The 11865-nt window shown below is 41.0% G+C and carries 13 protein-coding genes and 1 pseudogene; 9 read left to right on the plus strand and 5 right to left on the minus strand.

What is annotated here, in order from left to right; genetic code table 11:
* Window positions 1-30 precede the first annotated feature (30 nt).
* On the plus strand, window positions 31-1182 hold the full coding sequence (locus D6774_04755) for a tRNA guanosine(34) transglycosylase Tgt (protein RME77359.1): 1152 nt from the start codon (window positions 31-33) through the stop codon (window positions 1180-1182).
* A gap of 15 nt (window positions 1183-1197) precedes the next feature.
* On the opposite strand, the gene D6774_04760 is transcribed toward D6774_04755, so the two are convergent.
* Window positions 1198-1662, minus strand: coding sequence for a hypothetical protein (locus D6774_04760; GenBank protein ID RME77360.1), 465 nt, complete (start codon window positions 1660-1662; stop codon window positions 1198-1200).
* Window positions 1659-2237, minus strand: a complete 579-nt coding sequence (locus D6774_04765) for a hypothetical protein (GenBank protein RME77361.1) — start codon at window positions 2235-2237, stop codon at window positions 1659-1661. Before D6774_04765 ends, D6774_04760 begins: the two co-directional genes overlap by 4 nt.
* A gap of 108 nt (window positions 2238-2345) precedes the next feature.
* Here D6774_04765 and D6774_04770 point away from each other — a divergent pair, with 108 nt between their 5' ends.
* The 4 genes and pseudogenes from D6774_04770 (at window position 2346) to D6774_04785 (ending at window position 4276) form a co-directional block, all read left to right on the plus strand.
* Entirely contained in the window at window positions 2346-2897 is a 552-nt protein-coding gene (locus D6774_04770) for a hypothetical protein (GenBank protein RME77362.1), read from the plus strand.
* A gap of 8 nt (window positions 2898-2905) precedes the next feature.
* On the plus strand, window positions 2906-3490 hold the full coding sequence (locus D6774_04775; protein RME77363.1) for a hypothetical protein: 585 nt from the start codon (window positions 2906-2908) through the stop codon (window positions 3488-3490).
* A 58-nt stretch (window positions 3491-3548) separates the two neighbouring features.
* Complete coding sequence (locus D6774_04780) at window positions 3549-4157, plus strand: hypothetical protein (protein ID RME77364.1); 609 nt, start codon at window positions 3549-3551, stop codon at window positions 4155-4157.
* 26 nt (window positions 4158-4183) lie between these two features.
* Window positions 4184-4276 (plus strand): annotated as a pseudogene (locus tag D6774_04785) (hypothetical protein).
* A gap of 589 nt (window positions 4277-4865) precedes the next feature.
* Here the strand turns inward: D6774_04785 and D6774_04790 are convergent.
* The 3 genes from D6774_04790 to D6774_04800 are packed head-to-tail and all read right to left on the minus strand — an operon-like array spanning window position 4866 to window position 7393.
* A complete protein-coding gene (locus D6774_04790; protein ID RME77365.1) occupies window positions 4866-5411 on the minus strand; it encodes a hypothetical protein in 546 nt (181 codons plus the stop codon).
* Window positions 5412-5471: 60 nt separating this feature from the next.
* Window positions 5472-6797 (minus strand): ATP-binding protein, encoded by a 1326-nt coding sequence (locus tag D6774_04795; GenBank protein ID RME77366.1) that lies wholly within the window; start codon window positions 6795-6797, stop codon window positions 5472-5474.
* A 53-nt stretch (window positions 6798-6850) separates the two neighbouring features.
* Window positions 6851-7393 (minus strand): hypothetical protein, encoded by a 543-nt coding sequence (locus D6774_04800; GenBank protein ID RME77367.1) that lies wholly within the window; start codon window positions 7391-7393, stop codon window positions 6851-6853.
* Between the two features lie 66 nt (window positions 7394-7459).
* Here D6774_04800 and D6774_04805 point away from each other — a divergent pair, with 66 nt between their 5' ends.
* The 4 genes from D6774_04805 to D6774_04820 all read left to right on the plus strand — a co-directional run.
* Window positions 7460-9784 (plus strand): hypothetical protein, encoded by a 2325-nt coding sequence (locus D6774_04805; GenBank protein RME77368.1) that lies wholly within the window; start codon window positions 7460-7462, stop codon window positions 9782-9784.
* Window positions 9785-9787: 3 nt separating this feature from the next.
* The gene (locus tag D6774_04810; GenBank protein RME77369.1) at window positions 9788-10117 is read left to right on the plus strand and encodes a hypothetical protein; all 330 of its coding nucleotides are present in this window, start codon (window positions 9788-9790) and stop codon (window positions 10115-10117) included.
* Between the two features lie 206 nt (window positions 10118-10323).
* Window positions 10324-10824, plus strand: a complete 501-nt coding sequence (locus D6774_04815; GenBank protein ID RME77370.1) for a hypothetical protein — start codon at window positions 10324-10326, stop codon at window positions 10822-10824.
* Window positions 10811-11865 (plus strand): hypothetical protein (locus D6774_04820; GenBank protein RME77371.1); only part of this gene is annotated, 1055 nt, incomplete at its 3' end. The genes D6774_04815 and D6774_04820, both read left to right, overlap by 14 nt.

The following is an 11865-nucleotide window of genomic DNA, read 5'->3' on the forward strand; positions in this document are numbered from 1 at the left end:
CTTATAAAACAAGCATTACCCTCTCAAAACATGTTCAATATCAAAGCAAAGCAAGGCATGGCAAGAGTGGGAGAGCTTACCACTCCTTCGGGAAAACGAATCAAAACCCCGTTTTTCATGCCTGTTGCTACAAAAGGATCTGTGAAGTTCATAACTTCTGAGGATCTTGCACAGATGGGTGCAGGAGCAGTGATTATGAACTCCTATATGCTCTCCTTCAAGCCGGGCCAGGAACTTATTAAAAAAGCAGGAGGGCTGCATGCATTCACGGGGAATGACGGAGTAATCTTTACAGACTCGGGTGGTTTTCAGATGCTTCGCGAAGAATTATTCTTGGAAATAACAAATAACAAGGTGAAATTCAAAAATCCCTATACGCTCAAACCCACTTGGTTCTCACCTGAAACGGTAATGGAATTACAAGCGGATTTGGGAAGTGATGTCGCAATGGCTCTTGACCACGTACCTGCAATACGCGCGGATAAAGAGGAGATACGAAAGGCCTGTGCGCGAACACATCTCTGGGCTAAGAGGTGTCTTGATCATCACAAAAAACTACGAGAAGAAAAAGGCGTAAAGCAGCTACTTTTTGGTATTGCACAAGGAGGGGTTCATGAAGACTTACGTGAAGAGTCTGCAAGAATCATCAGTGCTATGGATTTTGATGGTTTTGCAATGGGTGGTTTGTGCATCGGTGAGACGCGTGAATCCATGTACCAAGCAATCACGGTGCAAGCAAAAATTCTTCCTGAAAACAAACCACGCTATTTGATGGGGGTGGGCTCTCCAGAGGATCTTGTTGAAGCGGTAGCGCATGGTTGTGACTGTTTTGATAGCATTTTTCCCACGCAAAACGCGCGACATGGTATTGTTTTCACTCGGGATGGGGCGTATGATATTAAATCCTCTGAGTTCAAGGAGGATTTCTCCCCTCTTGACATCCATTGTTCATGTAAGATTTGTAAAAGATATTCAAGGGCGTTTATCCACCACCTCTTTCGCTCAAAAGAACATTCCGTTTACCAATTGGTTTCTTATCATAACTTATTCTTCAACCAGCAAGTAATGCGTGAATGTCGTGAGCATATCAAGAAAGGAACATTTGACACGTTCAGAAAAGAGTTTATTGAAAGGTACACGCAAGGATCATTCAAAGAAAAAGAGTTTAGCGAAATAAAATGATGAGTACTACTCTGATTACTTCTTCTTATTGGTTTTATTGATAAACCAAATGCTCAAAATAAAAATAACTACTAAAATCAGAAAACCCACCTTACTGCGTGAGCCAAAATAAGTCCAGGTTGAGAAGAATGAGGACAGCACTGCTCCCATGAAGAGACCGTTTTTAACGTAGTCAAGAACTGGCGCGAAGAGTGCGACGAGAAGAGCGATTAAACTTGCAAGGGTTACGAAGACATATTTGTATCCTCGAATGGTATTGTTCTCTTTATCTATGCGTTCTTGTTCTGCCCTGTTCTGATCGGCGCAGGCTTGCTGTTCTGCTCTTTCCTGCGCAGTCATATTCTCAGAGGGTTTGGGGTAAAAGCAGTCCTTCCACTCATACGTTTTCTCCTCAAAAAAAACATTTGCGCCCATAAATACAAGAGGAATAAAAAGAAGTGCAATAATTGAAGGATAGAGGATGCTTTGCCAGTTTTTCATAGTTTGCCGGTAAGATGTAAATCTAATATTAAGTTTTCTAATTTCTGCAAGTCGTACTTGATTGAATCAAATTTTTTGCGCAGTTCCCCATTTGAAAATTCAAAGAGCATAAGCTCATCATATATTTCAGAGACTGCATCTTTGAGCATGAGGGCATCTTTAGTGTTTCCTTTAATACTTTGATTGATGGCGCGACGAACAAGCTCTCCCGTAACGTCGATAAGGCCCAGGAGGTAGTGTTCAGGTTCTAATTGGAGTTCTTTGGATGTGGGAATTCTTTTTTTGGTGAGTAAGTCATGTAATATTCTTGCTTCTGCATATTCTTGAGCTGCCACCTTGAAACTTCCAGAAAAGAGTAATCGAGGTTTGTCTTTTACAAATTCGTAGAGTTTTTTGAAGAGTTCTTCAAGCTCTTGAACCTTTTTAGACGTGGTTGCATCGTCGCGGTGAAGCGCGTAGATAACCTCTTTGGATTTACGCACAACTTCACGTGATTGTTTTATGACTTGTTCTCTTGCTTCATCTGCGCGGTCAAGTTGTTCGCGCAGCATTGAAAGATCGTTCTTATCAAGCATATGGTTGTGATTATTTGTGTCTATTTAAGTCTTATTGGGTGGATTGAGTGCGTCTAGACGCAGTACGACAAAACATTTAAAAAGCGCGAAAGGGTGGTAGTTTATAAGATGGTGTCGGCATTTCGAGGTGTACTTGAGTTCTTTGACCGGATTGGGATTTATGATGTTGTTCTACCATTTCTTCTCGTTTTCTCGATTGTCTTTGCAATTCTTGAAAAGTCCAAAGTTTTTGGAACTGAAGTTCTCGAAGACGGCAAGAGGTATACAAAGAAGAATATTAATTCCATGGTCGCTTTTGTTGTTGCGTTCCTTGTCGTTGCTTCATCAGAGATTGTTCGTATCATCAATGAATCTCTTGCTAACATGGTTATTTTGCTCATGCTCGCAGTATCGTTTCTCATTTTGATCGGAGTGTTTTACAAAGCAGAAGATGAAGAAGGGTTTTGGCTTAGCGAAGGAGGTTGGAGGACTTTGTGGATTATCATCATGTTTGTGGGTATTGTCCTTATTTTCCTCAATTCCCTTGGTTGGCTAGAAGTTCTGTGGGAATATTTATATACGAAGTGGGACAGTACTGTTGTAGGATCAGTGATCCTCCTTGCAATTGTAATTGGCATGATGTACGCAATTACAAAGTCGCCCAAAGAAGGAGGTAAATAAAGAGGATTATGGCTACGTTTGATACGGTTTTACGAACACTTGAATCATGGGGTCTTTCTGACGTTGTTCTTCCTTTTTTCTTGATTTTCACTATTGCCTTTGCAGTCTTCCAGCGAGCGCATATTTTTGGTTCAGGAGAGGAGACACGAACATACAATGTTATTCTCTCAACTATTCTGGGCCTTGTTGTTGTTATTCCTCATGTTCTTGGAAGGTATCCGCGAGGGTCAGATCCCGTTGAGATTATCAACGCTGCACTTCCAAATATTGCCGTACTTCTCGTAGCAGTAGTTATGGTGTTTTTACTCCTCGGTCTTTTCGGAGCAAAGCAGAAGTGGCCGAATAAAGCATCAGGATTCATCGCATTCATCTGTTTCATCATCGTAGGATATATCTTTGGAGCAGCAGCTGGATGGTTTGACGATACGTTTAGACTTGATCAGTGGATCAGTCCAGATACACAGGCCTTACTCATAGTGGTGGGTGTTTTTTCACTAATCATATGGTTCATCACGAGAAACCCTAAAGCGGAACCAAAAAACTACGGAAAGAAGTTCTTTGAAGCAATAGGTGACATGTTTGAAGGATCATAGGTACAAGAAGAAATTCAATAAATAAAAAATTCAATAAATAAAATAACGGGTAAACATCATGGCAACATTTGACACGGTCTTACGAACACTTGAAAGCTTAGGACTCTCTGACGTCCTCTTACCTTTTTTTCTTATTTTTACTATTGCCTTTGCAGTATTACAACGCGCAAAAGTTCTTGGAGATCCAGAATCAGACCAATCCGTGCGCACATATCATGTAGTACTCTCAACCATTCTTGGTTTAGTGGTGGTTATTCCGCACATGCTTGGAAAATACCCTCCAAACGCAGATATTGTGAATATTATCAACGCAGCACTTCCTAATGTCGCGGTTGTTCTCGTAGCACTTGTCATGGTGCTCTTGCTAGTAGGGGTGTTTGGAGGCTCACCAACGTGGGCAGGCGGAGCAAGAGGGTTCATAGCATTCCTCTCTTTTGCAGTGGTGTTCTACATTTTTGGTTCTGCTGCAAATTGGTTCCCTGTGAACTGGAGTGTTGATAGGTGGATTGCTCCAGATACTCAGGCAGTGCTCATCGTCCTTGCAGTATTCGCGCTTATCATTTGGTTCATTACAAAGAAACCGGAAAAACCTAAAGAAGCAGGAGAGGGTGCTTTGCCTAGAGGTCTCAAAGCACTTGGAGAGTTGTTTGGAGGGGGAAACGAGTAAACAATGGCAACAGCACTTGACATAGGTCTTGTAGGCTACTTTTCGGTTATTTTCCCGGTACTGCTCATTTTCGTTGTTTCTTATGCCATTCTTTCAAAATCCAAAATTTTTGGGGATAATAATGGAATCTACTCGCTCATAGCGTTTGCGATTTCTATGATGCTTCTCTTCTCGCCTGATGTGGTGAAGATCATTGCGGTAATGGCGCCATGGTTTATACTCATCTTCTTATTCTTTGTTTTCGGTATGATCTTGTTACAGTTCATGGGTGTTGAAGCTGCGAAGATTACGAACTACATGTCGTCTGATTGGACTGCGGTTCACTGGATTGTTTTGGGTCTTGCAATGACCATTCTCATAGGTAGCATTGGTGTTGTGTTTGGACAATCCTTACTTCCGTTTTCAAGTGACAGTGCTGATGGGGTTTCCACTGTTTCAGGAGCTGATGGAAGTGGTTTTGATACTGATACGGGAGATTTTAACCAGAATGTTGCAAGAACTCTTTTCCATCCCAAGGTGCTTGGATTGATCTTCTTATTTTTCATAGGCGCAGCAACTATTAGAATGCTCACTCAAGCGTGAGTGCTTCTTAGTTCTTCGTTTTACAAGTAGTGTACTTCTTTGTAACGAAGATAACCTTAACGTCTAAAAGACAACAAAGTGGAGGCTACGTGCATCGTGAAGGAAATGCGAAGGAACTTTGTATGTTTATAGTTGTTTTCCTTTAAGAGAATTCGTTATGCGAGAGAGTTCAGCTACGTTTTCAATAAACCCTGGAAGAATTTTTTGAAATACTTTTTCAAGCGCTTTGATTTCTGTTCCTACATCTTGGATATGTTTATCATAGCTTCCTACTCTTTCAAGAATGCTTGCGTGAAGCTTATCAAAGTTATTTTTAAGATCTTCAAATTTAGTTTCAAGGCTTGCCATACGTGCTTCTGTTTTTTCCTTCCATTCAATGACCTGGTTAATATTTGCAACAAGGTGCTCCCATTTCTCATCAATGATCGCTTCTGCAATTTCTTCAATGCGATCACGATCAGAAGTTTGCTCATAAGATTCTACGCCTTGTAGGTTTTCTTGAGGCTCAACAGCGCTTGGCATAATATCTTGTTTAAGTGCTGCTTGATTAAAAGCTTGAAGAATCTGATCATGAGTATACCCTGCTTGCATCAAGTAATTCACAATCTGGTCGTTAGTGAGTCCTTGCTGTTGATATTGACGTACGAGATCAATAGGAAGACCGTCTGGCATGGGCTTTGGAGAGGTTTCGTCTTTTATAAATGTTTAGACGTACGCATAGTTGATCTTCTGTTAATCCTCTTTTACAGCACTAGGATTTCCGCCGCCATGCCAAGAGAGTCGCGGTCGCACACGCATTTGGTAGATGCGCTCATTGCTATCATCAAAAAGCACTGCTGCCCCTTTGACGCGTGGTAACCTATTCATTGCGCGCTCAATGCCTGCTTCCATGTAGCTTTGTGCAAGAAGACCTAACGCTTTAACATCTAGTTGTGCGGTGATACGATGAGAGAGTACAAGATCTGATTGAGTCATGACGTCTTCATGAATTTTTCCTGGTTGTTGTGTTGCTAACACAAGAGAGATTCCTGGTTGTCTGCCTTCACGTAGGATGCTGACAAGAGGTGCAGTAGCGGCACTTTCATCTTCTCTGAGTCGAGGCAAGAATTCATGTGCTTCATCAATAACTAACCAGACCAGAGGAAGTTTTGGTTCCTTTTTAGGAGTGGGCGTTTTAAAATACGCTTCTGTTTCCTTTATTTCTTCAAGCTCTTCCTCTTTGCGATACTCCATTCGTTGTTCAAAAAGATGTTTTGAAACAATACCGATGACAAGCGACTTCACAGCAGAACCACCAGGCATAGTAACGTAACAGGAAACATCAAGAACGCTGATCTCTCCACCGCGTGCAAGAGACTCTATGGGCGTTCCCTTATTTGAAAAACAACCCCAGCCTCTTGCAGTTTTGAACATAGAAATAACTGCGTTTCGTGTCTCAAGAGTCGATTCCTTATCTGAGCGAATAGCATGTAGAACATCTTCAAACGTGTACTCTACGTTTTCCCTTGTTTGTAACTCATCGATGATTTTTGAGATGAGAATTCCTTCTGGTGAGTACGTGCCTATTTGAAATGCTTTTATCCAATCCTCGCTTGTTATTTCGTGAAAAGTAAGTGAGAACGGCTCATCGGTGCGAATGCCTTTTTCACGATAAATGTGATAATATTTTTCAGGTGTGAATATGCGAAGAGGAACTGCGATGGGTTCAAGACCATATGGTTCAAGAAGGTCCTTTTCTTTAAGATTTGCATGACCCATTGTCCAATAAATACCCATTGTATCGACGAGTATCATGGAAAGATTTTTACGTATCTCTTCTTCAAGAAGCCGAAATCCTTCTGCAATAACGCCCAGAGTATATGATTTCCCAGAACCGCGTTTTCCTGTTATGAGAAAGACGTGGGCGTCTGCAACATCAAGGTAAACATTGCTTGCAGGTACGAGTGCATCAGGTGTTTCGTAGTATGATTTTCCTAAGAGTATCGTTCCTTTGCGACCGATTTTTTTAACTCTTTCAGGAGTTCTTCCTATGATGATATCTTCGTTTGGAATGCGCATAGTTTATTGACTGGTTAGTGGAAGGGATTGGTTGTGATGTTAGTTGTTGAAGATTATTTTGTTTTTTCACTTAGATATTTTTTCACTGCTAATTCAACCTGTTCTTTAATGAACTCTTCTTGTTGAATTTTAAGATTAAGATCGGTCATAGTTGTTTCAACTTGATCCTTGATGAGTTTGTATACCTCATCTCGTGAGACGAAATTTACAGGGTTCCACATATCAATATATTTTGTAAGTATGTCCACATCTTGTTTTTTCGCACACTCAGTTAATTCGCGAATAATGATTTTAATCTTGTCGTTGATGTTTTTAAGGTCATTGGAGAATTGGGCTAGTTGTTCTCTCATTCTTGAGAGTTGTTGGTTGTATGCTCGATTATTTTCAAGCATGTTCTGATCGGTGAGTTGTGTCTTTTTTCGCAGGTTTGCATAACGCTCTTCAAGTATGAGGAGGCGGCGAGAAACATCATTGAGTTGAAGAACAATCTCCTGAGTTTGGTTTGTAGCTTCTGTTTTTTTAGATCCCCCAAAGAAGCCTGTCGTTTTTTGAGGCGGTTTGCTGTTAGTGTTAGGGGGGGCGATAGGGTTGTCCATAGCAATATTTAAATAACGAGGAGTTTATATTCATTGCGGTACATATTGTTTGAATAAAGAGGTTTTATGGCAATTTTCGAATCTAAACTTCCATTGTATGGTTATCGCATAGTCCAAGAAGGAGAGGACTCTGTGATGCGAATTAATTATGAAACCGCACCTATGATTCCTTCTCTTGAAGATAATGAGTTTTGCATGGCTAAAACTGTTGAGGCGTTGGCTGAGAGTCCGTCTGTAACGAAGATTGTTTTTATGCAAAAAAGGGATTATGAGTATGGGCTTAATGTTACCACTTTGCTCAAAGAAATTGCACAGGTGTATGCTCGTTTATTGAAGGAAAAAGACTTGTTCTCCTATGCCGCACTCTCAAAGATTGAAGCGGCAAAACCATTTGCGGATGCGTGGTATACTGAACTGCAAAATATTTTGTATCATAAACTAAAAGGAGATCCCATTGGGGCATATGTGAAACTTAAGCGAATTATACGTAGAGAGCATATTAACTTACAAAAAGTGGTTGATCCCCAAGTAAAGCCCGCAATAGAGAACTACTTACGTATTCTGAATTATGTTGTTTCTTTGCTTGATCAGACAAAGCTTATCACTATTGCTAAACCATATTTAGAAGGGTATTCTGTGGGCAGTCGCGAAGTGTATAGGAAATTTTTCCACCCTGTCATCAAGCCTGATTTTATGTTTACAAAGCTTATGGCAAACTATCCTGTGGGGGGAATTGAGCTTGATAATTACACCATCGGGGAGGATACGGAAGTAACTATTTTTGCACTTCCTGATTCAGTTCAGTATATTTATCATGTCATGCCCCCAGAGTTCAAGCTTACGGAGGATCAATACGAGATTCTTGATCTTGCACGGAATATCTTGGCAGAGCATAAGCCTACAAGCCAGGAATTTACCGAGCCTGAGCGTATGCGTGAGGTCTTTGTTAATGTTGGCAGAGATTTAATTGAAGAGCTCGTTTCCTATCGTCGAGTAAAAGTAACTGCTCAGGATGTGGAAAAACTAACAGAAATTTTAGTGAGATATACGATTGGATTTGGTCTTATAGAAGTGTTGCTTAAAGATGAAAACATTCAAGACATCTCCGTGAATGCTCCACAGGGAAGGATACCTATTTTTGTAGTTCACGCAAAGTATGACGATTGTAAAACAAATATTATTCCCACAGTAACAGAAGCTGAGAGTTGGGCAACAAAATTAAGATTAATTTCCGGACGACCTCTAGACGAGGCAAATGTTATTCTTGACACTGAACTCGAACTTCCCGGGGCGTCAGTAAGAGTCTCGACGATTACGCGTCCTCTAAACCCCTTGGGTCTTGCGTTTTCTTTCAGGAGACACAGGGATCGGCCATGGACGCTACCTCTTTTCATAAAGTATAAGACAATAACACCTCTTGCAGCGGGGCTTATTAGTTTTCTTGTTGATGGAACGAGATCTATGATGATTTGTGGAACTCGCTCATCTGGAAAGTCTTCGTTTCTCTCAGGAATTCTCATTGAGATTATGCGCCGCTTTCGCATTATTACTGTGGAGGATACTCTTGAGTTGCCGACGAGAAGTTTGCGCAGGTTGGGGTATAACGTTCAACCAATGAAAGTCGCTTCAGCTCTGCAAAAGGGGTCTTCTGAGATGAGTGCGGGAGATGGTATTCGTTCTACTCTGCGTTTAGGAGACTCTTCATTAATTGTTGGTGAGGTACGATCTAAAGAAGCAGCGGCTCTTTACGAGGCTATGAGGGTTGGAGCTGCTGCAAATGTTGTTGCAGGAACCATTCACGCAGATTCTCCGTTTGGGCTTTTTGATCGTGTGGTGAATGATATAGGAATTCCTAAAACCTCGTTTAAAGCAACAGACGTTGTGATTATTCTTAACCCTATTAAGTCAGCAGATGGGTTACATAAGTTTAGAAGATGCACTCAGATTACTGAGATTAGAAAGGATTGGCAGGAGGACCCTCTTTTAGAGGGTGGTTTTGTTGATCTTATGAAGTATAACTCTAAGACGGATCGGATAGAACCAACTGATGCGTTACTCGATGGGGATTCTGAGATTCTCAAAGCGATTGCCGCAAATATTCCTGATTTTGCAGGTAATTGGGATGCGATGTGGGAGAATATTGAGTTGCGTGCTAAGATTAAGGAGGCGTTGGTTATTCGTTCTGAGGCTGAAGGGGATCCTGAATTACTTGAGGCGGAGTTTGTTATTAAATCAAATGATCAATTCCATTTAATCTCGGAGAGGGTGAAACGTATGAATGGCGTTCTTGATTCAAAGCGCATCTATGAGGAATGGATGGAGTGGTTGGATCAGGAAATTAAACAACGTAAGGTGAGAAAGGATGATTTCACAACGGAGGAGGTGTATTAGGTTATGGCAGATATTAAACAACAACTTATTGATCTTTTAGTGAAGTTGAAGATTCTCAAAAACTCTGATGCTCAACAAGCAGGTAATAAACAGCCAGGCAGTTCTCCTAAAGGTGATTCTTCAAATACTAAGAATGCACGCACTCCCTTATCACAAGGATCTTCAGGAGTGACGTTTAGCGATGCATGGAATAATTTTGTAAGTGATCTTCCTTATTGGGGTGATAAGATTAAGAAGTTTGCCTCTTGGCCTCAAGATAGGCAAATTGCTTTTGCTTGCTTGTGCGTTGGTGTGTTATTGATTCTCGTGGGTATTGTGGTACAGGTTCTCTGAGTTGTTGTTGGTGCTGTTGTTGGCGTTGTTGGCGTTGTTGGTGTTGTTGGTGTTGTTACAAGGGTGGTTTGTCGGGATGCTCTGTGCTGGGGGTTTTGAGTACTCCCGAAGGAATTATTTATAAATAATATCTAAAAAATAGATTAAAAAATCTATTTAAAAGAAATACTCATCTTTATAAATAAAGAATTTCATCTATTTTTTAGATGAATGCGAAATGGGGTATTCTTGAAATACTCTCTCAAGACCACGAGGCTATCATCACCATAGCAGACGTAGCAAGAGCACTCAACATCGCATATTCTCACGCACACAAATACGTCTACGAGCTCATTAATGAAAATGTACTCAAAACAAAAAAAGTAGGCAAAGCACTAACCATCTCGCTTGATGTTACGCGTCCTCAAACAAGAGCATACCTTGCACTTATTGCCTACAAGAAAACACAAGAATGGCAACAAAAAGACCCGCGCGCAACAAAAATTCTCGAAAAACTCCACTCCATAAGGAACAAGTTTCTTTGCGCATTTCTTCATGGCAATCGAATAGTGTTCATCGTTCCAGACGGTTGTAAAAATAAAGAGTCATTCAAAGACTTCCGATTAAGAAAAATCATCGAATGGAAAGACTTTAATGCGAAACACTACGAAAACATACTCATCCTAGCAGGAGCTGAAAACTACTACTACTACAATGGCGATATCTAAAGAAGAAATTGACAAACTACTTGCAAAATACAAAGGACAGCTCGAAGTAGAACTACAACCAAATCGTACACAAGAAGAAGTAAAAGTCATCCGAACAAAAGAGTATCAAGAGTTCAAAGCACAATACCTACCACCACAACTAGGCTGGTATGAAAAAGCATGCAAAATAGCAGAAAGCCTTGTTAAACTAGCACCCAGCCCCAAGAAAAAGGAACAACTAGAAGAAGCAATACGCATCGCCCATCTCAACATCACGCCAGAGGGAGTAATGTCACTCTCAGTTCTTTTCCCTCTTCTCCTCTCCTTTATCGGAGTTTTCATCAGCTTTGCAGTGGGATCTCTTTTTTTCGTTATTGTCTCGATCATAACAGGCTTCATTTTGTATTTTCCCTTATTCCGAGTGCCAATCATGGTGGCAAATGCACACAGACTCAAAGCAAGTGGTCAAATGGTGCTTGCCATTTTTTATCTTGTAACCTATATGAGGCAAAATTCAAACCTGGAACTTGCAATAGGTTTTGCAGCAGATCATTTAGGCGGACCACTTGCTCTTGATTTTAGACGCGTTCTTTGGGATGTGGAGACACAAAAATACGAAAACATCAAGGAGAGCCTTGACGCCTATCTTGAAACATGGAAAAAATGGAATATGGAGTTCATCGAGGCAGTACATCTCATCGAAGGATCTCTCTTTGAGGGTGCAGAAGACAGAAGACTTGGCATGCTCGACAAAGCACTCACCGTCATCCTTGAAGAGACCTATGAGAAGATGCTTCACTACGCGCACAATCTTAAAAGCCCTATTACGATGCTACACATGCTCGGAATCATTCTCCCCATTCTCACCCTTGTAATTCTACCTCTCGTCGTATCCTTCATGGAAGGAATACAATGGTATCACCTCGCAGCACTCTATAATTTCTTCCTTCCCTTCTCAGTATTTTACCTTGGAAGAAGCATACTTGCTTCGCGTCCAACAGGATACGGTGACACTGATGTTTCAGAATCAAACCCTGAACTTGCAGAAGTTGCAAAACCAAA

This window comes from Candidatus Woesearchaeota archaeon (assembly GCA_003695435.1).
Lineage (GTDB): Archaea > Nanobdellota > Nanobdellia > Woesearchaeales > UBA11576 > J101.

Bases quoted from the DNA above. Each gene is read 5' to 3' on its own strand.
- D6774_04815 (RME77370.1), top strand. From the start codon at position 10,324: ATGAATGCGAAATGGGGTATTCTTGAAATACTCTCTCAAGACCACGAG.
- D6774_04765 (RME77361.1), bottom strand. From the start codon at position 2,237: ATGCTTGATAAGAACGATCTTTCAATGCTGCGCGAACAACTTGACCGC.
- D6774_04795 (RME77366.1), bottom strand. From the start codon at position 6,797: ATGCGCATTCCAAACGAAGATATCATCATAGGAAGAACTCCTGAAAGA.
- D6774_04775 (RME77363.1), top strand. From the start codon at position 2,906: ATGGCTACGTTTGATACGGTTTTACGAACACTTGAATCATGGGGTCTT.
- D6774_04760 (RME77360.1), bottom strand. From the start codon at position 1,662: ATGAAAAACTGGCAAAGCATCCTCTATCCTTCAATTATTGCACTTCTT.
- D6774_04770 (RME77362.1), top strand. From the start codon at position 2,346: ATGGTGTCGGCATTTCGAGGTGTACTTGAGTTCTTTGACCGGATTGGG.
- D6774_04790 (RME77365.1), bottom strand. From the start codon at position 5,411: ATGCCAGACGGTCTTCCTATTGATCTCGTACGTCAATATCAACAGCAA.
- D6774_04755 (RME77359.1), top strand. From the start codon at position 31: ATGTTCAATATCAAAGCAAAGCAAGGCATGGCAAGAGTGGGAGAGCTT.
- D6774_04810 (RME77369.1), top strand. From the start codon at position 9,788: ATGGCAGATATTAAACAACAACTTATTGATCTTTTAGTGAAGTTGAAG.
- D6774_04800 (RME77367.1), bottom strand. From the start codon at position 7,393: ATGGACAACCCTATCGCCCCCCCTAACACTAACAGCAAACCGCCTCAA.
- D6774_04780 (RME77364.1), top strand. From the start codon at position 3,549: ATGGCAACATTTGACACGGTCTTACGAACACTTGAAAGCTTAGGACTC.
- D6774_04805 (RME77368.1), top strand. From the start codon at position 7,460: ATGGCAATTTTCGAATCTAAACTTCCATTGTATGGTTATCGCATAGTC.